The organism is Bdellovibrio bacteriovorus (assembly GCF_001592735.1).
In the GTDB taxonomy this organism is placed as follows: Bacteria; Bdellovibrionota; Bdellovibrionia; order Bdellovibrionales; family Bdellovibrionaceae; genus Bdellovibrio; species Bdellovibrio bacteriovorus_D.
Window position 1 is genome coordinate 368,674 of record NZ_LUKE01000002.1, and the last position, 20,401, is coordinate 389,074.

Genomic DNA, 20,401 nt, shown 5'->3' on the forward strand with positions numbered 1-20,401 from the left:
ATCTAAAGCTCTATGAATACACACGAAATCTCAGAAACCGAAGCCGCCCAGGTCCGCAAAAAAACACTGATCGTATTGGGGCTGACGTTTATTATTCCCATTATGGCCACCTTGATTGCGATTTACGCCCTGCTTTAACGACGCCGTCGAGCACCATAAAGATTTACGCAAAGACCTAAGATCACTAAAATCCCGGCAAAGATTTTCCAATCCGGAATCTGTTCCTGCAACACAATCGCTGAGCTTATGATTCCAAAGATCGGTACCAATAATGTGAACGGCACCACATTCGAAGCGCTGTGATGCCGTAACAACCAACCCCACAATGAATAAGCCACGTGGGTCGAAAAATAAACGATATAGGCTATGGAAATCACCGTCGTGAAGTGAACTTCATGAGTCACCCACGTATAGGCACTGGATCCTTCAAAGAGCAAAGCAACAACCGTTAAGAGAGGAAAGGCCACGAAGCCTCCCCACGCCACCAGCGCCAAAGGATTTACCGACGGTAACCAAGATATTCCCCGTCGCCCAAGACAGCGAAGCTGCTAAAATTAAAACAAAACCAATCAGATTCACGTCTTGATCGGAATGCAGACCCACCAAGCCAACGCCTACAAAGGCAATCAAAGCACCTAGTATTTTTAAAAAGTTAGGACGTTCTTTAAAAACTAAAACCGCTAAACCCATAGTAAAGAAAACTTGGACTTGCATTAAAAGCGATGCCAGGCCCGCGGAAACTCCCCACCGCATTCCCAAAAACAAAAAACCAAACTGCACGGCAAACATCAGCCAGCCGTATTCCATAAGCTGACGCCATGGCACTTTCGGACGCGGAAGAAAAAAGACGGCGGGCACCCCCACCAAAAAGAACCTGAGAGCCGCCAACGTGATTGGCGGAATATCTTGTAAAGCCATTTTAATAAAAATGAAATTCGTGCCCCAGATTGCGGCAATCAGAATTCCAATAAACACATGCCGGATCGGCATTAGCGCCTCTTTATGACTTAAGGTTTTCCAGGTTTAATCGAGACGACTTCGGAAATAAGGGTGCCGATTTTGATCTTCGCTTCAATTCTTAAGATGTGCTTTCGGTCATCATCCGAAAGCCAGATCAGGTTTTCACCAATAGGTTTGAATTTTCCTTTAAGCACGATATTGGGCTGAATCACGATGGCTTTCATGGGGCCCAATTTTGTATCTAAGACTTCACGGCGAAGCGCCTTCCCCGAGAAAACTAAGTTTTCGTTATCATTGGCGACACGGAAAGAATACTCTTTACCCGTTTCCCATTTGAAGTTGCGCATGTAAAAAACAGCACTGTACACGTTTTGTGCGTACTCTTGGATTTCCCATTCCTGCTTTTTTTCTTCTTCGCCGTCTTCTTTAGTGACCTTTTTTTCCCAAAACTTCGCTATGTTCTTTTCGGTATCAAAAAGCATTTTGGCTTCACGCAGCTGTTTTGATTCTTTGACGTGCAATTGGAACACGCGAGGGACTAAATCTTCATAATCGACAAAAGTTTCAACACGGTCTTCAACACTGTAAAAAGCATTGAATAAAGAGCTCGTTTTAATTTCAATCGCAAAGGTATAAGACTTACGATTATTCACCTTGGAAAAAGGTTCAACCTTCATGCGCAATTCCCCGGCGGAAACTTTAAAGTAATGCACGTCGTGCACGACTTCTTCACCCACGCGGAAAGGATCCACCCAAGGACGACGACTGCCCGGGGCAAATCCTTCGTTATCTTCGATGTCGGGTTGGCGGACCGCCGCGGCAACCGGAGCGGAAGCGGCCGCTTTATCCGCTGTCTTTTTTGAAGTCACGGCTGTGGTTTTTTTAGTCGGCGTCGTTTTTTTACCAGAAGATTTTTTCGAAGAGCTTTTAGAAGGAGCCGGTGTTGGCGTCGGTGCTGGCGTTGCACTAGCTTCGGTTTCAGGTTCCGAGTTTGGCTTTACGATTTTAACGGCGTCTTCAAACTCTTTATTCTTTTTTAATTCGTCGGTTTTTTCGTATTTTAAAGACGAAGAGGCACATGAGGTTAGCACAAGAAGCAATACAACGGTGGCAGCTAACGAAAATCTCACTTAAAAGTCCTTCCAGCGACGATGCACCCACATCCACTGCTCGGGATGTTTGCGCACGATTTCCTCTAACTTGTCGTTAAAGGATTGAGTGAGTCTTTGAATCGACTCCTCTTTATCTTCGGACACAGAAACGCTCGTGTCCATAGGTGCTTCTACAACAATATGAAGTTTTTTGTCAGCACCTTCAAAAGTGTATATCGGCAATACCGGGGCCTTGGTTTTCTGCGCAAACAGAGCTAGACCATAGGCCGTGCCCGTTCGATGCCCGAAAAACGTCGACGCCACCCCAAAAGGTTTTCCCATATACTGATCTAAGACAAAAACCAGGGCGGAATTTTTCTTTAAGGCCTTCAAGATTTCAAAAGCATTATTTGGAGAATGCGCATCGATATATTGAACTCCCCCCGCCCCACGGATCGAAAACCACAAATCATTAAACCACTTGGTCTTAAAAGTTTTGGTAATAATATGGATCGGTTGCCCCTTCATGGCGATGGTGTTTGCGGCCAAATCCCCATTGCCTAAATGCAAGGTAAGAAAAAACATGCCTTTGCCAGCAGCCCGGGCTTTTTCAACATTTTCCCAACCCTCAAAAACCACGTTTTTTTCAATCCACTTATCCGTGAGTGAAGGAATAAAGAAAAATTCACCGAAGTTATAACCCAGCTGGTAAACTGATTCGCGGCCCACCCGGTAGCGTTCTTCATCCGTCCAACCGGGGAAAGCTAGTTTTAAATTGTTTAAAACTATTTTTTTACGAAAGCCAAAAACATCAAACCATAAAAAACCGACCCACCAGCCGGATTTGCGCAGCCACGTGCGCGGGTAAAAAGCGCTAAAGAAAATCGCAATTTTAGTGAAGAGCTTGGCTAATAACTTCATGCAATCGACCTTTTTTTCCAAGTTCTACGACTTCTAAGGAAGCACTCCACATCAGCGAACTGTCATTCATCAATGTTTTAAGCTTTACGGCATCTTTTTCTGTCGTGACCAGATAGTCGCAGTGGCTTTTTTTAAATTCTTCTTCGATTTTTCGAGCATCAGCCAAGGTGTATTGATGATGATCACGGAAATGCATGCTTTTTTTTGAAACATCGCCAATTTCACGCATCATCTTTTCAAAAACATCCGGGCGCGCAATCGCCGAAACTAAAAATAACTTTTTGGATTCAAATTCGGAACGAAGATTGACGTCCTTAGTTCCCGCGTTGCGAAACTTATTCACCTGGTATCCCAAGTGAATGACTTCTTTACCTGAAGGCAGGCGTGATTCAATTTCTTTTAAATCTTCATCTTTGGCCAAATTGCACTTTGATAAAACAATGACGTCGGCGCGCTCAAGAGCACCCCAGGATTCACGCGCGCGGCCTTCCGGTAAAACGGCATAGTTCTCTTTATCTTCCGTTGCATCTAAGATCACGATATCAAGATCCCGGTGCAGGCGCAGATGCTGAAAACCATCATCGACCAAAAGCACATCAAATTTTCCATGAGAAACTGCGAACTCGGCCGTGCGCCACTTGCTTGGGCCCACGTACACCGGCACTTGAGGGTTTGCTGACGCCAAAAGAACCGGCTCATCGCCATAATATCTGGCGGCAAAGGGATGACTCACATCCACCCAACAAGCACTGCCCGCATCGGCACGATAAGAGCGACTGATGACCGCGACTTTTTTGCCGGACTTTTCTAGGTCCTTGATACAAAAATCTGTCACCGGTGTTTTTCCGGTCCCCCCGACTGTCAAATTCCCGATACTGATCACTTTTAAAGGTGCATGATACACGGTAAAAAACTTACGGCGGTACAAGGAGTTTTTAACCTCCACCACTTTATCATACAAATAAGAGAGTGGTCGAAGATAAGGGCGCATCAAGTGAAGTACTCATCTAAGGCTGCAACAACTCGCTGAGTAGCTCCTTTATCGCCAAGATATTGACGAAGCTGAGCCAAATCATGAACGACTTGTTTTTTATATTCAGGTTCAGAAATATAACGATCTAAAAGACGCGCCAGGTTTTCTGGATTCACTTCGCGTTGGAAACGTTCCGGCACGGCTTCTTTATTTAGAATCAAATTCACCAAACCGAAATATTTTGTCCCGCGCACGATAAGTTTTGCAAAAACACCCGTCAGCCATTTCATGCGGTACATGATGACCATTGGTTTTTTTAGCAATCCCACTTGCAATGTCGCCGTGCCTGAAGCCACAAGCATCATGTCCACCAAGTGGATCATGCGGAAGGGTTCATCCTTTAAAAGAATATAAGGCAAGCGGAAGTCCTCTAAGTAGTCTTGCATTTGCTCTTTAGAAAAGGTCGGTGCCGTTAAGATCACTATTTTTAGGTTCGGATATTTTTTTGACAAAATCCGCGCTGTGTCTAATTGAATTTGAAAATGCTGACGCAACTCTAAGCGCCGACTGCCCGGCATAAGCCCCAAGACAATTTCGTCATCACGAATGCCGCATTGATTGCGATGAGTTTTTAAATACTCTGGATCGTCGATAAGACGTTCATCAAGTTCGTCTAAGAGCGGATGACCGACAAACTCACAAGGAACCCCGTGCTCTTCGTAAAAAGGCACTTCAAATGGGAATAAGACGAAAACTTTTTTGCAGTATTTTTTAATCGTCTTTACGCGACCCTTGCGCCAGGCCCATACTTGCGGAGAAATATAATAAACAACGGGAATGCCTAATGCGTGCAATTTTTTTGCAAGCATCAGATTAAACTCGGGGTAATCCATCACGATCGCCACTTTAGGACGACGTTTTTCGGCCTCTGCCACAAGGCTATCAAAAACCCCTTTGAGGTGACTGTACTGGGCGATGATTTCCGCCGCCCCGACGACCGCCATTTCCTCGGACTTTCCCAGGCGTTCAAAGCCGATGTTTTCCATATCTTGGCTGCCCACGCCAAAGGCATGAATCTTTCGCCCTTGAGATTTCCACATCTCAAGGACTCGTTGAGCGTAAGTAACACTAGATGCTTCCGCCGCAACGATTAAGACTTGGTCCATGCCGCCTCAATCATTGCTCCGACATCTTCGATCGCCTGTAAAGCGCGAAGTCCATCGTCACCCGTCACCACGGGTGTTTTATTTTCACGAACGGCCTCAATAAACGCATTGGTTTCAGATTGAAGGGCATCGGCTTTATCCACGGTCCACTTGGTGATCTTGACCGGTTCTTCACCACCAGGGCCTTTTTCAACTTTTTCTAATTCTAAGGAGCCCGTGTTGGCAAAATAAGTCGCCTCATCTTGAACGATGCGCACGGAACGAGTCATGCCTGAAGAAACACGGCTGACATTGATCACGGCTTGCACACCGTTTTTCATTTTAAATGAAACGCAGGCAATATCCATTTCATTCGAAATAAGCTTAGAGCCCATCCCCGTCATGGATTCAATTTCGCTGCCGCTGAGCCACAACAACAAATCAATATCATGAATCATCAAATCGTGCAGAACGCTGACATCCGCGCCACGAGTTTTAAACGTCGCCATGCGAGTCAACTCGATCAAGCGTGGTTTTTTGATATATTTTTTAAGCTCAATAATTGAAGGATTAAAACGTTCAATATGGCCCACGGCCAATTTTACGTTTTTAGATTTTGCCAAAGCCACGAGCTCTTTTGCTTGAGACAAAGTCGCGGTGATCGGCTTTTCAACATTTACGTGAATGCCATTTTCGATAAATAGTTTTGCTAATTCAAAGTGACTTAAAGTGCTCGCCGCAATCGTGACCAAATCCACCTGACCCACAAGGTCTTGCGGACGATGAAAGCTTGAAACTTTCAATTCAGCTGCGATTTTATCCGCTTGGGCGGGAGAATGATCACACACGCCCACAAGTTCCACGTGCGGATTGTTTTTATACTTTTGTGCGTGGAAGTTCCCTAAGTATCCAACACCGATGACGGCGGCTCTTAACTTAGTCATCGTCTTGCCATCCTTTAGGACTTCTATCGACAGCGATACCGCGCTTTGAAGAACGGATAAAGTTGATAAAATATTCAATATTCGGCGTCATTGTGCATTCTGTTTTGATACGCTCAATCCCCTCATCCAAAGTGTGAGAACCCATAATGATAATTCTGATAGCTTTGTGAATATTTGAAACCTCTTCACGGGGAAAGCCTTTACGTGAAAGACCCACCTTATTGGTCGCACGAATAGTCGCGTAATTTCCTTGAGCACGGCAGAATGGCAGGATGTCTTTATTCACGATCGAAGAACCGGCGATAAACGCATTCTTACCGACTTTCGTGAATTGATTTAATGCGGAAACCCCGCCGATATAAGCACTGTCTTCAATTTCACAGTGACCACCTAAGTGGCAACCGTTCACGATCACAACATTGTTACCAATTTGGCAGTCATGTCCGATATGGGTGTAGGTCATGAAAAGACCATTGTCCCCGATACGAGTCACACCGCCGCCTTTGGGGGTTCCGATATTGACGGTCGTGAATTCACGGAAAGTGTTATTGTCACCGATAATCAGTTTTGTAGCTTCGCCTTTATAAGAAAGATCTTGAGGAGGTCCACCAATCACCGCACCCGAGATGAAATGATTGTTTTTACCAATCTCCAAAACTCCGTGACGAGAGCCTAAGGTCACATGTCCCTCAAGAATAGTTCCTTGCCCGACTTTTACTTTACCTTGAATAAGGCAATAAGGTCCGATTTCTACATCATCCGCGATTTCAACTTCAGAAGAAATCACACTGCTAGGATGAATTTTATAATTTGCCATAAATCTTTTTTCCTAATGGGAATCCACTTACGAGACGCTTACAAAAACACGTACAGAACCGGAATCAAAAAAGGGCCTTTTTGAGGCCCTTTTAAATTCATCGATTATTTTTCTTTATCGAAGGCCTTAATCACATCATCTGTCATATCGGCTTCAGGAACCGCGTATAGCACCATTTGTGAGTTTTCTAGGACGACGGTGAATCCTTTTTCTTTCGCAAGCTTTGCGATCACTTTTTTCATTTTATCCAAAATCGGAGCCGTCAATTCGCGCTCTTTCTTTTGGATTTCTACTTGGCTCTTACCAACGATATCACGGTATTTAAGCATCTCATCTTGGAATTCTGCTTGTTTTTTGCCAAGAGCATCTTCAGAAAGCACAGACTTTTTCTTTTCTAAGTCTTCGCCCATTTTTTTCAAATCGGCTTCTTTCTTTTCTAAATCTTTTTTCTTTTTATTAAACTCACCTTCAAGCTCCGCTTTGGCCTTTTTGCCCGCAGCTGTTGTTTGAATGGCTTTTTGCATGTCCACATAACCAATTTTAGATTCAGCGTTTGCAAAAGAAGCTGCTAGTAGCAAGCCTAGTGCGATCATCATATTCTTCATTAAATCCTCCTAAAAAAATATTTTCAAATCTTAAAAAGTTCTAGAACGACGGACCGATCGAGAACTCAAACACCGTGGCATCATGATAGATCGTATCGCGATTCAGCGGGAAGCCCCACTCGAAGCGCAAAACGCCAATCGGCGAATACCAACGAACACCGAACCCTGTGTCCATATAATAGTTTTGATCCGTCAAAACATCATCTGCGGCACCGGCGTCAAAGAACACCGCCCCCATGATGCCAGCTTCCTTGACCAAAGGAAACTGTAATTCCGTCTGGAACATGGCCTGTTGAGTGCCCCCGTAAAAACGCATCGAACGCTCGTCGGCCTCTGCAGGGGAAAGCCCCTGATTTATCAGGCGATCATAAAGCTGCTTAGACCGTTTCATTTTACCAACATGATAAGAACGATAACCACGGAGTGAATAAGGTCCACCTAGCAGGTACAATTCATTAAACGGAACATCTTGACCTTCGAGGGAGTCAATTCGTGAGTACTGAAGATTGTTTCTCCACGTCACATCCCAGAATAAATTTCGATAGAAACGATAGTTAGCATTGATGCGAGTGAATTTCAAATCTCCGCCGACCCCAGCGTATTCATAAGAACCACTCGCCAACATACCTTTGGTCGGCATTTGACGGTCATTACGCGTGTCGTATTCTAAAATACCCGTGATCGAACTTGTCACCCCATTGGCCGTCGCCAAGGGGAAAAGATCCTGATCCGTGCTGTACGTCGTGTTATTTTCCGTGAAGGATTTTGCGCCCAGCTTCGTATCATCATATTTATATCTTAAGTAGCCACGAGTGTATTCCGCGATCGGATGACCAAAGCGGATGGCGCCACCCCGATGTTCCTCATCATAGTCATTACGAGCCGTGTTGGCCGACTGGTAAACGTCCCCACCCACAGACCATAAAGTGTCTTGAAAATAGGGTTCCGTGAAAGAAAGGCTGTAGTAACTGCTGTTACCACTCATGTTTAATGAAGCCCCTAAGTTTTGACCTTTACCCAAAAAGTTGGATTGATTGACCGAACCTTGAAGGGTGAAGCCATTGGAAGTTCCGTAACCCGCACCCAGCTGGATCTGTCCGGTATTACGCTCTTTCACCGCGATATCGATATTCATCACATCGTTGCGCTCTGGATCGACTGAAGTTTTAAAGTTCACTTCTTCAAAGAAGCCCAGACGCTGGATATTTTCTAAAGACTGACGACGACGGGTTTCATTATAAAGCTCCCCCTCGACCACTTTAAGTTCACGACGAACGACTTTATCGCGAGTCTTAGAGTTGCCCACGACATTGATTTTACCGAAGTAAACTTTAGAGCCCTTGTCGAACTCAAAGATCAAATTCACTTTGCGTTCTTTGGCATTAAAGGCCGTGCGCGGAATCACGTTGGCGTAAGCATAACCAAGATCCCCGTATTTCGCCGTCAATTCACTGATGTCTTTTTGTAAAACGTCATAGGCAAAAACACCATTGTCATCAATTTTAATGGCTTCATAAAGCTCTTGGCGCGGGAATAAAATATCGCCGGCAAAATCAACTTCACCGACATCGTATTGCTCGCCTTCTTCTACGCGCAAAGTGATATAGATGGTTTTCTTATCTGGTGTCACCGTTACTTGCGGGCGATCCACCTTTGCCTGTACGTAACCTTTGTTGTAATAAAGGAAGCGTAAAATCTGAACATCACGTTCGAACATCTCTTGCTTGTACTGACCCGAGCCACTCATCGCTGAAAAGAAGCCGCCTTCTTTGGTCAGCATTTTTGATTTTAATTCGTCATCGGATAAATGCTTATTACCCAAGATGGTGATTTGCTTTACTTTGACTTTGTCGTTTTCACGAACTTTGAAGACCAGCTGAACCGTTTCATCTTTAGTCACGTCACGGACTTCCGCTTCCACCTTCGCTAAGAAAAAACCCTTGTCTTCGTAAAGTTTTTGGATCTTTTCAACAGCTTCTTTGACCTTCGTCATATTTAAAAGCTGATACGCCTTAATACCACTGGCATCGGCAATATCATCGGCTTTGACTTCACTGTTACCTTCATAAATAATTTCGGTGATAGATGGCTTTTCTAAAACTTTGTAAGTCAGCGTCGCCTCTCGACCTGAAACTTGGCGATCGACTTCGATGTTATTAAAAAAACCCAATTTAAAGATCGCTTCCACATCTTCGCGAACCGCGGCGGCACTGTAAGTAGCACCCACTTTTGACGTGATCTTCGCTAAGATAGCGTCTTTTTCAATTTTTTTATTACCCGTGATCTCGATCGCTTTAATGGTCATGGAAGAAGCCGCCGCAGAATCAGACATCGCCGTCGTGGCAGTTGCTGATTTCTTAGGAGCCGTGGCCTTTTTTCTTTTTGTGGATTGCGCACCAGCCACCGTGGTCAAAGACGTCACGAGCAAGACACATAGAAGCTGACTCAAAGTATGTTTTTTCAAACGGTGTCGTCCTTGCAAATTCAAAACATTTTTCTAAAATCTATAAAGTTTCCAGATACTTACCATTTAACTGGTGAATCGTAACTTAAAGACCAAGGTCCTGTCAAAGCCACACACCGCGACAACATACTTTTAATCGCAACGAGGCGTCATAAGAGCGGCCAAAAAACAACATTTCTAGGAAGGACCGAGGACTTCCTCCTGCGAAACCGTGATGGGAAGGATATTGGCGTTCAGCTGAAACAATCGTCGCCCTTCGTATCTATCGGATTGGAATTTCAAAAGCACTTCGTTGGCAAAGACATCCAGCATACCAAAAAGTTCGGTCAGCTCGTCTTGACTTAATGGCAGCATCAGTCCTCGGAAGCGCCGCAGTTCTGCAGGCAAGTCAAAGGCCTTCATCGCTTCTTGGAGACTGTTTTCATGAAAGGATCGAACCGCATGATCACCGTAACGATTGGGAACCTTAAATTTCTTATTTTTTGAAATCCAAACCCCCTCTCGGTGTTCTGCAAGATCCAGAGATTCGAGCTCCTTTAAACAATTTAAAGTTTCTTCCGAGGATTTATTAATCAAGGGCGCAAGGCCCTGGGGATTCCGAGCCAGGTCATCAAAACTCAGTAAAATTAAAAGGCGTGGCAACACAGGATCTGATAAAAAAGTGAACTGCGATACCACCTCCTTTTGACCACTCACTTCATGTATAAGAAGAACTAATTTTTTTCCATAAAGCTGACGCTCTTTATGAGTCTTACACTGAGAGTAAAGAATCAAAAAATGGAAATACTCGATTTCTTGAGCTGAGTACAAAGCTTGCCGAACAAAAGCCTCTTCAAAACTTTCCGTGGCTTTCTTTTTTCCGATTATAATCATGCGCAAATAAGAACGACTTTTAAATCCCAATTCGTCGGCCCATTTTTCATAAGAAAAATCGTTTTGCGCGGACTTACGAAACTTAACGTAGTCGCAGAGGTACTGAGTTAAATCAAGGTATTCAAAAATAACGGGTTTTTGCAAGCTCATCAACCGCTATCGCATCACTATTAAATACCAGAGTCAAAGAGCGTTTTGTGCTCTAAAAAAAGCACGCCGAGCTGTATCGTAAGGCCATTGTTGGCAATGACCAGGACTTAGACACCAGAAGTCGTCTATGGTCGTTGCGACGATAAAAAACGAGGGCACAAAGTTTGTAATCAGACCCACAAACACAGAAGTCTTCTTCACCGCTCCGGCGAGACCTTGAAGTGCGTTTCTGTTCATAAAAAAAGGTAAGATTATGAAAAAGATTCTTTTGTCGATGAGCTTCATTTTAACGGCATCCTTGGGCGCGCGGGGCACCACGCTGGGTAATGGCGATGTTGGCTCTGCCGAGTTTCAAAAAATCAAAAAAGAACTGCGCGAAAAAATTGCGAACTATCAGCGCGAAGATAGCAACTTCCTCATAGATTTAGGTAAACTATTTCAATACCCCACCGACGAAGCAGATCGGCAACTTTTAATCGGCCTGATGAGCGCTGAAGACGGGTTTGTATCGGTGACAAGCCTTATTAACCTCATCAAAAAGTTTCAGAACGACGCGGGAACTTTTGCTCAAGTCTGTAAAGTCACCAATAAAATGAGCACCGATCTTCGCCAAGAAGTGTGGGCATCCCTTTATTACTATTCATCACAAAGCGATGGCGTCGACCTTAAAAACAAACTGACCCATTTAAAAGGTTGCGCACTCAACGCGGCAATGAATGACTCTTCCGTGAGCGTCCGCACCGAAGCCGTGAATGTCGCCGTGTCTCTCGAACCACATACGGCGGGCGAGATGAGCCAATACATGAAATTAATGAAGAGCACAGACACCGCAATTCGCCTTAGCGCCGCGCGCGCCCTGCTCAGTGAAAAGAAAAATGTTCAGTATCAAAAAATCGCCCTTAATATGTACAAAGCAGAAAAAACTGATCAGGCAAAATTTGATATGCTAGATACCTTGACGGTCATGTCTTATGACGGCGAGGATAAAGATGGAAACGTTAAAAGATCCTTGGATGCGTCCGTACTAAAAGAAATTAAGAAGCTGGCAAATTCAACTCGCGATGAGCTCTTAAAACTTCATTACGACGAACTTTTGACGGCAAAGGCTCAAAAGTAAAAGTCCCTTTTTGGTGTTCCAGGGAAGCCCTTGGAACACCAGCATTAAACCCACTGGCCATCCTTCATGCGATAAACTTTCGGAAATCTTGTCGCGAATGTCAGATCGTGGGTCACGATCACAAGGGCCAACTTCATCTCTTCCTTCAACTTAAAGAACAGATCCTGAATTTTCGCACTGGTGTGAGAATCTAAGTTTCCTGTCGGCTCATCGGCAAATAACACCTTTGGATGACGAACCAGCGCCCGCGCAATCGCCACGCGCTGCAATTCACCGCCTGAAAGTTGCTGCGGATAATGGTGATGACGATCGGCGAGGCCCATAAAGTACAATAAATGCATCGCCTTTTCGCGCGCCATTTTTACTGACTCCCCGCCCACGCGGCATGGAATCATCACATTTTCTAAGGCAGTAAATTCACTTAACAGATGATGGAACTGAAACACAAAACCCATTTCAGCATTGCGAAAGCGTGACAATTCATCATCACTCATCGCCAAAACATCGCGGCCTTCACAGTAAAGCTCCCCACGCGTGGGGCGATCCAAAGTGCCTAAGATCTGCAAAAGCGTGCTTTTGCCAGCGCCCGAAGCCCCCAACAAAGCCAAAGCTTCCCCTTCGCGAATTTCCATGTTGATACCACGAAGAATTTCTAATTGATCTGAACCCTGATTATAGGATTTATGAATATCCACCGCTTTTAACAAAACATTTGCATTATTCATTACGCAATCCTTCCATCGGGCTTAAGTTTCCACCACGGCGTGCGGGTGCTAGGGTCGCAATAAAACAGATCAATAACGTCGCAATCACAATGGCGATGCAATCAATAAAACGAATGTTCACGGTGATTCCGTCAATGCGATACACCTCGCCTGAAATAAGCCCCAAACGACTTTGGAAAAAACTAAACATCAGGCACAAAATAAAGCCTAAGATAAAACCAAAGAACAATCCAATGGCGCCCATAAAGACACCCTGAAAGGCAAAGATCCTAATGATGTCTTTGCGCGAAAGTCCCACGGTTTTTAAAATCGCGATGTCTTTATAACGACGAACCACACTGACAAACAAGGTGGCAGAAATATTAAAGGCCGCCACAAAAGTGATAATCAAAACGACCATGAAAATCCCCGGACGTTCGACCCTGACCGCCTCAAAAAGATTTTCGTTAGAGTCATGCCAATCGCGCACCCAGTAAGGGGTTCCCAAAACTCCGCTTAAGTTCAAGGCCGCTTTACGCGCATAATCCACATCTTGGAACTTTAAGAGCAAACCGGAGTAACGATCGCCGATGTCGGCCACTTTTTGTGCGGCTTTTAAATCCGTCACAATAAAGCGCTCATTCCATTCGTATTTGCCTAAATCCAAAATACCTTGAACCTGAAATTCGCCCACACGGCGTTGAAATTTTGACGGATCCACCGCATCGGCAACAGGAACAACGACTCGAAAACGATCGCCCGGCTGCAATGACATTTTTGCGGCTAAGCCTTTTCCGATAAGGGCTAAGGGCACTTCACTTTCACCGGTCAAATCAGTCGAACCCGCCATCGTGCGGCTTCTAAAGTTAAGAACTTTATTAACACGATCCGGGTCCACCCCTTGCAGCAACACTCCCGAAATATGTCCATGATGTGCGAGCACCGCTTCAATAAAAACAAAGCGCGAGCTTGACTCTAAAGTCGGTTCGGCTTTTTTAATTCTTTCTTCTAATTTTTGCCAATCATCCGGGAAACGGGAGCGCTTCACCACTTGGGCATGGCCCGAAACATCGGCCATGGCATTTTTTAAAGTCGTCTCAAAACCACTCATCACCGCCATTGAGGCGACCAGGGCGGCGACACCCAAAACAAGTCCTAGCAATGACAAAGGAGCTGAGCCCCCAAACAAGGTGCTGCGAGATAAAAGCAGACGCCATGAAAGCCAGGCTAAACTTTTGTTCACGTTTTAGCTTCCCCGCCGTTATCAATTTTTGATTTTAGATAAGACATGATAAAGCCATCCAAATCACCATCCATAACATCGCCCACTTGATTTGTTTCAAAGTCGGTGCGGTGATCTTTCACCATTTGATATGGATGCATGACGTAAGAACGGATTTGCGAGCCCCACTCATTGGCTTTTTTAGATGAGTTCATCGCATCTTTTTCGGCATTGCGTTTTTCAACTTCAATTTCGTAAAGACGCGCTTTTAACATCTTTAAAGCTTTTTCTCTGTTTTGAATTTGTGAGCGTTCAATTTGGCAAGACACCACAACACCCGAAGGAATGTGGTACATGCGCACGGCAGAGTCCGTTTTATTAACGTGCTGTCCCCCGGCACCGCTAGATCTAAAAGTTTCTACTTTTAAATCTTCTGGGCGGATTTCAATATTGATGTCGTCATCCACTTCCGCCCACGCAAAGACCGACGCAAACGAAGTGTGCCTGCGAGCATTAGAATCAAATGGAGAAATACGCACCAAGCGATGAACGCCCGATTCTGCCTTCAAATAACCATAGGCATAAGGGCCTTCGATCAAAAGAGTGCAGGATTTAATCCCCGCTCCTTCGCCCTCGGTGATATCAACGACTTGAACTTTGTATCCATGTTGATCCGCGTAACGCGTGTACATGCGCAAAAGCATCTCCGCCCAATCACAAGACTCTGTCCCACCGGCGCCTGAGTTGATGGAAAGATAAGCACTGTTACCATCAAGTTCGCCATTCAGAACTCGCTTTAACTCTAACTCTTGTCCGTATTTTTCAAGAGCCACAACCTCGGCTTTCACTTCTGTGAAACTGCTTTCATCTTGAGCCTCCACGGCCATTTCTAAAAGCACTTGCGCGTCACTAAGACGATTGCCAAAAGAGTCATACTCACTGACAGAACGTTCTAGCAGAGTTTTTTCTTTATTGAGTTTTTGCATTTCTGCGGGCTTTTCCCACAGCGCGGGATTTTCAGCTTGGATGGCGAGTTCGTCTAGACGTTTCTTTTTCTTATCAACGTCAAAGATACCCCCGAAGTTCCTTTGCGAAACTTTCGAGTTCAGAAATACGACTTTTAACTTCAGATGATTCGGTCACAATCGACATGCACATGAGTTTATAGCCCAAGAACCGCATGTCAATAAGCCGACGCGGCAACGCAGTCAGTTGGCCCTTTAAATAAAAAAGACTTCCTAGAGCAGGGAGGGGAGAGCCCTAGGAAGTCTTACAGGGAAACTTACTGACAATCCCTATTACAAGCTTGATGCCACCCCGGTTTTTTTCGACTGTTTGCAATATAATGGCAACAAGCTCGAGCCTTACAAAAAGCCCATCAAATTCGCTTAAAGTTTGCACAAAAATCGCGCGTGAATTGTCAGAATTCGGACCCAAGAGCCCTTGGCACCGGCTGTATTGTTGTTTATTTTGATTTGACGGATTTTTTGGCCGCTATTTTTTTCAAAAGCTTCTCGAAGATATCATCTTGGAGTCCGAACATTTCGGTGGCTTCTTTTTCTCCGAGCTCATGATCATAACCCAAAAGATGTAAGATCCCATGCAGTAGCATATAGCCAAGTTCTTGCTGGTAAGTCAGCCCGTGTTCTTTAGACTGACGCTTTAAAACTTCCGGACACAAGACAAGCTCCCCAAAAGAGGAGGGATCCATCGAGTCAAAACTTAAGACATCGGTGGCGTAATCCTTTCCGCGAAATTCAAAATTAATTTTTTGCGCGGGCTTTTTATCTAAGAAAACCAAGGTTAATTCTTGAGCTATTTGTTTTGCTGAAATGATCTTTTTTTTGCGCAACTCTATCGCCACATCACTCACCCACTGCTGTACGAACTTGCGTGGCACCGCGGACTTAGCTTCGTTGACGATCAAAACGCGCATAAGAAATTATCCCTGAGGCTGAGCACGGGCGACATCACCCAGGCCCCCACCAGCACTGCGTGGATAATCGATACGTTGGTGATAGATACCTAGCAGAATGCGCACAAAGGCTGCTTCCACTTTAGAAATATCTTTTAAGGTCAGATTACACTCATCCAACTGGCCGTCTGAAAATTTACGCTGAATGATATTACGCACAATGTTTTGCAAGCGTGTGGGCGTTGGCTCATCCAAAGATCTAGCGGCCGCCTCGATGCTATCTGCCAGCATGCAAAGCGCGGCTTCGCGGAATTGCGGTTTCGGACCTGGATAACGGAAATCCTGATCACTGATCTCGGGATCTTCATCTTTTTTCATATCCAAAGCTTTATTGTAAAAATACGAAATCAAAGTCGTTCCATGATGCTGTAAAACCCCATCAATGATGGGTTTACCTAGCTTATGCGCTATTCCCATTTCCACGCCATCTTTCACGTGGGCTACAAGCAAGGTCTTACTCATAAACGGAGATATATGATCATGCGGGTTGTGTCCGGGTTTTTGATTTTCGATGAAGTAGTTGGCGTGTTCCATTTTACCGATGTCGTGGTAATAGCACATCACCTTACCTAATAACGGATTTGCACCAATTTCTTCAGCGGCCGCCTCCACCATCGAGCCCACCATCATCGAGTGATGATAAGTCCCGGGGGCTTTGACGATCATCTCTTTTAAAAGCGGATGGTTTAAGTTGCTAAGCTCTAAAAGCTTGACGTCGGTTGTATAATTAAAGATCGACTCTAAAAGCGGGATGAACATCATGGCGACGAGCGCACTTAAGATCCCTCCAAAGAATCCTGCCGGGATGGAAAGAAGAATTTCCCGTCCACTGCCCTCTTGATCAAACTTCGTCATAGTCACGATAAAGGCGATCATCAAAGCATTAATGATGCCTGTGCGCACACCCGCAAAGTACAAGTCGTTTCTGGTTTTACAATTATAAACCCCACGAGCGGCGGCGATACCGCCCACTAAAGACACGAACATAAAAGAGTAATTGTAATCCAACATGATACCCAGGCACACCGACAAAAAGGCGGTGAAAAGCCATACAAGTTCGCCGTAACTGATTAACAAACCCACCAGCATCGGACCGGCCGCCACTGGTGCGGCAAAAAGAAAGACCGCCGGCGGAATTAAATGCGCCAGTTTAGACGAAAACGCGGCGTCAGCCACGAACAAGAAGATTTTCGCAAAAAACACGACCCCAAAGGCGATCAGCATCATGACTGAAACGTCTTTGAATTCGATTTTAACTTTATTCACAGTGAAGCGTTTTAGGTACGAGAAGAACACCAAGATTGCTACGGACAGCATCAAAGCCATCGAAAGAGCCATGATGTCTTTGCGCTTATCCGCCCGGATGTTTTCAATTTGCTTAATCACCGCCATTTGGAAGGGCTGAACCACGGCACCTTGGTTGATGATATTTTGACCTTTTTTGATGGTCATTGTGACCGGTATCACACCCTCGCGTGCAGATTGACGACGAGACGCCGTTTCTTGTTTATTCAGTGTTAAGTTTGGCACAACAAGCGAGCGAGCAAAGTACAATAGGTTCGCCTGATCACTTTCAGAAAAACGGTTGAGGTCTTTTTTTGAAAAGAACTCGAAGTTATCGGGGGTCTGTAAATCCACAATCTCTTCACGGGCGATGTTGAGTTCTTTACCTAGATTGTTTTTATGAACAATACGCGCCATCACGGTGGGCTGATGAGGAGGAATAAAGCGATCTGGAGCTTCGGCGATTTTTTTATCATACCAAGCTTCAAGATTGCGAATCACCACCGCCTCAATACGCGGATTAAATTTCATATCAATCAGCCACTCAAACATGAAGTCAGAAACGTTCACACCCAGCTCAGCTTCAAATTGTTTTTTGTATTGAAAAAAGTCTTTCACCTGCGCGCGATAAGCCGCCGCATTATTCGCCCATTTTACATCGCGATGATACGCGCGCATAGTGCGGAAAGAATGAATCAAACTGACGGAAACGCGTTCAAAAACACTGGTGTCCCAGTCATAAAAAACCGGAACGGAGTATTCAGCTTTCAAGCGCTTTTCTTCGGTGGTCACTTCGTCGGTCATTTCAAAACCAAATGGAGAGTTCACCCCGACTTTGGCGACATCACCGACGGCGAAATTGTACGGAATATCAAGCTGGTAAAAAATAGTGTACGAAAGCAGAACGCAATAAAGAAAAATTAAGGCGGCGCGACGGATATAAAACTTTTCTTCCATCAACTGAATCAGTCGACCAAAGAAAGTTTTTTCTAAGCCAATAGAGTCCACCCAGTCTAAAAATTTTAGACTTGGATCTTCATAGTTGACCCGCGTGTTGGGGTTGTGTTTTTTGGCCTGTTTTCCTCTCGGCATACTAGGTTTTAACCTACTCCTTTTTGCTATAATTGTCGAAATCACTCTGCTAATGTGATATCAAATAGGAAGTTCCCTCTTAAAGTCGAGGCCCTCATGTCACAAGATTCAGCTCAAACTCCCACCAACTTACGACAGATTGAGTCCTTAGTCGAGATTGTTGCTCGACTGCGTGGGCCGGACGGCTGTCCTTGGGATAAAGAGCAAACACATGAGTCATTGACTCAATACGCAATCGAGGAAACTCATGAGCTGGTGGAAGCCTTGGAAGCCCCCCCACATCCGAAAAAAGATCACAAAATCAAAGATGAACTGGGCGATGTGCTCTTCCAAGTGATTTTACATGCGCAATTAGCCTCAGAACGAGGTGCGTTTGATATCAATGACGTGATCGCGAACGTATCAGAAAAATTGATTCGTCGTCATCCTCATGTGTTTGGCGATGCAAAAGTCGCCGATTCTGCCGAAGTCATTAGCAAATGGGATGAGATCAAGAAAAAGGAAAAGGAACTTGCCAAAGAGGACGGCATTTCTCCGTATGCTTTAAATGTTCCCCCACTTCCCGCCTTGCAACGCGCTTATAAAATTGGCAAACGCACGGAAAAGTTAAAGTTCGATTGGGACAGTGCTGCGGATGCGATGGTCAAAGTCGAAGAAGAATTGGATGAATTGCGTGAGGCTTTGGATAACGATGTCATGAGTGAGATCGAGTATGAGCTGGGCGATGTGTTCTTTTCTTTATCGCAGCTAGCTCGTCATTTGAAATTGGATCCAGAACAAGTTTTACGCAAAGGCAATCGCCGCTTTGAAACCCGTTTTAACAAAATGATCGAGATGGCTCACGCTGAAGGTGTTGACTGGAGCGCTTTAGATCTTGAGGGCAAGGATGTGTATTGGCGCCAGGCCAAGGAATACTTTAAAGCGAATCCGATTAAATTTTAAGCGACGGAGAGTCGCCTGCCTTCTAAATTGTTCCAAAAGTTATCATGCTGGTAGCTCCGCGACGAGGAGACAGCGTGTTAAGTTTCCCAGTTTTTATAGACCTCTCTATTCAAAAAATATTTCTTTGCGAATCAATCAATCAATCAATCAATCAATCAATCAATCAATCAATCAATCAATCAGCAAACTACTTTAAGACTTCTTCCGCCGAACTTTCTTTTATTAAATTTTTCCGCCAATATCGCGATGACTTCGGACCATTGACCTTCAGGACAAACATGCGAAAGCAGTTGCTTAGCCATTTGAAGTTCCGCGAACTGCTCGGCGGAGAGGGTGATTTCTAATCTTACGGAATTATCTTTCTGCGGGATGGTTCTTTGATGAGTCTGGATTGGCAAATCAAATTCAGTCGCTAAAGCCTTCGTGGTTTCAAAGCCATTTTTAAGTTCCAATTTTTCTAAAATCTTGGCTGTTTTCGCGGCGGACACCTTAAGGCCTTTTTGGGAAGCTTCTTTTAAGCATTTCTGTACTTGAGCCAGCTGGGATAAATTTAAAGTCCCCGCCTCGATTTTTTCCGCCACATGAGGCACCTGCCTTAACAGCCTGGCTGATTGCAGACGGCGGTAAGCCGCACCATCAGAAAATCCTAAACCTTTGGTAAGATACGAATAGATTCCGTCATAACCGCGTTCCAAATGAATTTTGCGATCTTCAATTTCATTGATATGCAGTAAAACCAAATGCGTGATCCTTCTTTCGGTGCGCACAAGTTTTTCGATTCTTTGAATCAGTTCGTCATCTGTGTATTTACGTAAAGACATGGCAACCTCTGTAATTTTTCGAAGTTATACCACGGGTTTTCCACTCTGATTTTTGGGTTTTTCGGAGCTGCATTTTCATCAGGAAATCACCATAAGAACCGCTCTGTGACGATCTATTAGGGTCATAGCTAATTCCTAAAAGTAAAGTCGAGGCCGGTGCTGAAGTTTATTTTTAATCGATGCCGTAAGGCGAATAGAATATTGAAAAACACCCGCAAGAGATTTTTTAAATATCTTTCAAATTTAATGATCTTCAACGCAACGTCTCCTCGCAGAGAAGATCTATCTATCTATCTATCTA

General features: G+C 44.7%; 20 protein-coding genes. 3 read left to right on the forward strand and 17 right to left on the reverse strand.

All coding sequences use genetic code 11. The features are described 5' to 3' along the window. Positions 1-12 precede the first annotated feature (12 nt). A complete protein-coding gene (locus tag AZI86_RS19460) occupies positions 13-138 on the forward strand; it encodes a hypothetical protein (RefSeq protein ID WP_301335748.1) in 126 nt (41 codons plus the stop codon). Here AZI86_RS19460 and AZI86_RS19020 read toward each other — a convergent pair. From AZI86_RS19020 to AZI86_RS12280, 11 genes are all read right to left on the reverse strand, one after another. Further along, entirely contained in the window at positions 135-467 is a 333-nt protein-coding gene (locus AZI86_RS19020; protein WP_253715918.1) for an EamA family transporter, read from the reverse strand. The two genes, AZI86_RS19460 and AZI86_RS19020, sit on opposite strands and share 4 nt — an antisense overlap. Further along, entirely contained in the window at positions 427-990 is a 564-nt protein-coding gene (locus AZI86_RS12235; RefSeq protein WP_081111904.1) for an EamA family transporter, read from the reverse strand. The genes AZI86_RS19020 and AZI86_RS12235 overlap by 41 nt, the downstream gene beginning before the upstream one ends. Before the next feature lie 17 nt (positions 991-1,007). Then, complete coding sequence (locus tag AZI86_RS12240) at positions 1,008-2,090, reverse strand: DUF3108 domain-containing protein (protein WP_061835470.1); 1,083 nt, start codon at positions 2,088-2,090, stop codon at positions 1,008-1,010. Beyond that, complete coding sequence (locus AZI86_RS12245) at positions 2,091-2,972, reverse strand: lysophospholipid acyltransferase family protein (RefSeq protein WP_061835471.1); 882 nt, start codon at positions 2,970-2,972, stop codon at positions 2,091-2,093. Beyond that, positions 2,944-3,963, reverse strand: a complete 1,020-nt coding sequence (gene lpxK, locus AZI86_RS12250) for a tetraacyldisaccharide 4'-kinase (protein WP_061835472.1) — start codon at positions 3,961-3,963, stop codon at positions 2,944-2,946. The genes AZI86_RS12245 and lpxK overlap by 29 nt, the downstream gene beginning before the upstream one ends. Further along, positions 3,963-5,111, reverse strand: a complete 1,149-nt coding sequence (gene lpxB / locus AZI86_RS12255) for a lipid-A-disaccharide synthase (protein ID WP_061835473.1) — start codon at positions 5,109-5,111, stop codon at positions 3,963-3,965. The genes lpxK and lpxB overlap by 1 nt, the downstream gene beginning before the upstream one ends. Further along, complete coding sequence (locus tag AZI86_RS12260) at positions 5,096-6,034, reverse strand: Gfo/Idh/MocA family protein (protein ID WP_061835474.1); 939 nt, start codon at positions 6,032-6,034, stop codon at positions 5,096-5,098. The genes lpxB and AZI86_RS12260 overlap by 16 nt, the downstream gene beginning before the upstream one ends. Continuing rightward, positions 6,027-6,851, reverse strand: coding sequence for an acyl-ACP--UDP-N-acetylglucosamine O-acyltransferase (gene lpxA, locus AZI86_RS12265; protein WP_061835475.1), 825 nt, complete (start codon positions 6,849-6,851; stop codon positions 6,027-6,029). Before lpxA ends, AZI86_RS12260 begins: the two co-directional genes overlap by 8 nt. 104 nt (positions 6,852-6,955) lie before the next feature. Beyond that, positions 6,956-7,456, reverse strand: a complete 501-nt coding sequence (locus AZI86_RS12270) for an OmpH family outer membrane protein (protein WP_061835476.1) — start codon at positions 7,454-7,456, stop codon at positions 6,956-6,958. A 40-nt stretch (positions 7,457-7,496) separates the two neighbouring features. Beyond that, positions 7,497-9,920 carry an outer membrane protein assembly factor BamA gene (bamA, locus tag AZI86_RS12275; RefSeq protein WP_061835477.1) on the reverse strand — a complete coding sequence of 808 codons (2,424 nt, stop codon included), beginning with the start codon at positions 9,918-9,920 and terminating at the stop codon, positions 7,497-7,499. A gap of 177 nt (positions 9,921-10,097) precedes the next feature. Next, positions 10,098-10,943: a TIGR02147 family protein gene (locus AZI86_RS12280; RefSeq protein ID WP_061835478.1), complete on the reverse strand. Its 846-nt coding sequence runs from the start codon at positions 10,941-10,943 to the stop codon at positions 10,098-10,100. Positions 10,944-11,196: 253 nt separating this feature from the next. Between AZI86_RS12280 and AZI86_RS12290 the strand changes: the two genes are divergently transcribed. Then, on the forward strand, positions 11,197-12,060 hold the full coding sequence (locus AZI86_RS12290) for a hypothetical protein (protein ID WP_061835480.1): 864 nt from the start codon (positions 11,197-11,199) through the stop codon (positions 12,058-12,060). Positions 12,061-12,104: 44 nt separating this feature from the next. On the opposite strand, the gene AZI86_RS12295 is transcribed toward AZI86_RS12290, so the two are convergent. The 5 genes from AZI86_RS12295 to AZI86_RS12315 form a co-directional block, all read right to left on the reverse strand. Continuing rightward, a complete protein-coding gene (locus AZI86_RS12295; RefSeq protein ID WP_061835481.1) occupies positions 12,105-12,785 on the reverse strand; it encodes an ABC transporter ATP-binding protein in 681 nt (226 codons plus the stop codon). After that, positions 12,778-14,007 carry an FtsX-like permease family protein gene (locus tag AZI86_RS12300; RefSeq protein WP_061835482.1) on the reverse strand — a complete coding sequence of 410 codons (1,230 nt, stop codon included), beginning with the start codon at positions 14,005-14,007 and terminating at the stop codon, positions 12,778-12,780. Before AZI86_RS12300 ends, AZI86_RS12295 begins: the two co-directional genes overlap by 8 nt. Next, positions 14,004-15,138 (reverse strand): peptide chain release factor 2 gene (prfB, locus tag AZI86_RS12305; protein ID WP_367613529.1). Its coding sequence is split into 2 segments (ribosomal slippage): positions 14,004-15,056 and positions 15,058-15,138, totalling 1,134 coding nucleotides; the frame shifts between segments, so codons are not numbered across the junction. The genes AZI86_RS12300 and prfB overlap by 4 nt, the downstream gene beginning before the upstream one ends. A 313-nt stretch (positions 15,139-15,451) precedes the next feature. Then, positions 15,452-15,922: an rRNA maturation RNase YbeY gene (gene ybeY / locus AZI86_RS12310; RefSeq protein ID WP_061835484.1), complete on the reverse strand. Its 471-nt coding sequence runs from the start codon at positions 15,920-15,922 to the stop codon at positions 15,452-15,454. 6 nt (positions 15,923-15,928) lie between these two features. Next, entirely contained in the window at positions 15,929-18,337 is a 2,409-nt protein-coding gene (locus tag AZI86_RS12315) for an HD family phosphohydrolase (protein WP_061835485.1), read from the reverse strand. A 96-nt stretch (positions 18,338-18,433) separates the two neighbouring features. Between AZI86_RS12315 and mazG the strand changes: the two genes are divergently transcribed. Beyond that, positions 18,434-19,279 carry a nucleoside triphosphate pyrophosphohydrolase gene (gene mazG, locus AZI86_RS12320; protein ID WP_081111906.1) on the forward strand — a complete coding sequence of 282 codons (846 nt, stop codon included), beginning with the start codon at positions 18,434-18,436 and terminating at the stop codon, positions 19,277-19,279. A gap of 179 nt (positions 19,280-19,458) precedes the next feature. Here the strand turns inward: mazG and AZI86_RS12325 are convergent, their stop codons facing one another. Further along, positions 19,459-20,100 carry a DUF222 domain-containing protein gene (locus tag AZI86_RS12325; protein WP_061835486.1) on the reverse strand — a complete coding sequence of 214 codons (642 nt, stop codon included), beginning with the start codon at positions 20,098-20,100 and terminating at the stop codon, positions 19,459-19,461. Positions 20,101-20,401 lie beyond the last annotated feature (301 nt).

Excerpts from the sequence above, each read along its gene's own strand:
- AZI86_RS19460 (WP_301335748.1), top strand. The coding sequence starts at position 13 with ATGAATACACACGAAATCTCAGAAACCGAAGCCGCCCAGGTCCGCAAA.
- AZI86_RS12235 (WP_081111904.1), bottom strand. The coding sequence starts at position 990 with ATGCCGATCCGGCATGTGTTTATTGGAATTCTGATTGCCGCAATCTGG.
- AZI86_RS12245 (WP_061835471.1), bottom strand. The coding sequence starts at position 2,972 with ATGAAGTTATTAGCCAAGCTCTTCACTAAAATTGCGATTTTCTTTAGC.
- lpxK (WP_061835472.1), bottom strand. The coding sequence starts at position 3,963 with ATGCGCCCTTATCTTCGACCACTCTCTTATTTGTATGATAAAGTGGTG.
- lpxB (WP_061835473.1), bottom strand. The coding sequence starts at position 5,111 with ATGGACCAAGTCTTAATCGTTGCGGCGGAAGCATCTAGTGTTACTTAC.
- AZI86_RS12260 (WP_061835474.1), bottom strand. The coding sequence starts at position 6,034 with ATGACTAAGTTAAGAGCCGCCGTCATCGGTGTTGGATACTTAGGGAAC.
- lpxA (WP_061835475.1), bottom strand. The coding sequence starts at position 6,851 with ATGGCAAATTATAAAATTCATCCTAGCAGTGTGATTTCTTCTGAAGTT.
- AZI86_RS12270 (WP_061835476.1), bottom strand. The coding sequence starts at position 7,456 with ATGAAGAATATGATGATCGCACTAGGCTTGCTACTAGCAGCTTCTTTT.
- AZI86_RS12280 (WP_061835478.1), bottom strand. The coding sequence starts at position 10,943 with ATGAGCTTGCAAAAACCCGTTATTTTTGAATACCTTGATTTAACTCAG.
- AZI86_RS12290 (WP_061835480.1), top strand. The coding sequence starts at position 11,197 with ATGAAAAAGATTCTTTTGTCGATGAGCTTCATTTTAACGGCATCCTTG.
- AZI86_RS12295 (WP_061835481.1), bottom strand. The coding sequence starts at position 12,785 with ATGAATAATGCAAATGTTTTGTTAAAAGCGGTGGATATTCATAAATCC.
- ybeY (WP_061835484.1), bottom strand. The coding sequence starts at position 15,922 with ATGCGCGTTTTGATCGTCAACGAAGCTAAGTCCGCGGTGCCACGCAAG.
- AZI86_RS12315 (WP_061835485.1), bottom strand. The coding sequence starts at position 18,337 with ATGCCGAGAGGAAAACAGGCCAAAAAACACAACCCCAACACGCGGGTC.
- mazG (WP_081111906.1), top strand. The coding sequence starts at position 18,434 with ATGTCACAAGATTCAGCTCAAACTCCCACCAACTTACGACAGATTGAG.
- AZI86_RS12325 (WP_061835486.1), bottom strand. The coding sequence starts at position 20,100 with ATGTCTTTACGTAAATACACAGATGACGAACTGATTCAAAGAATCGAA.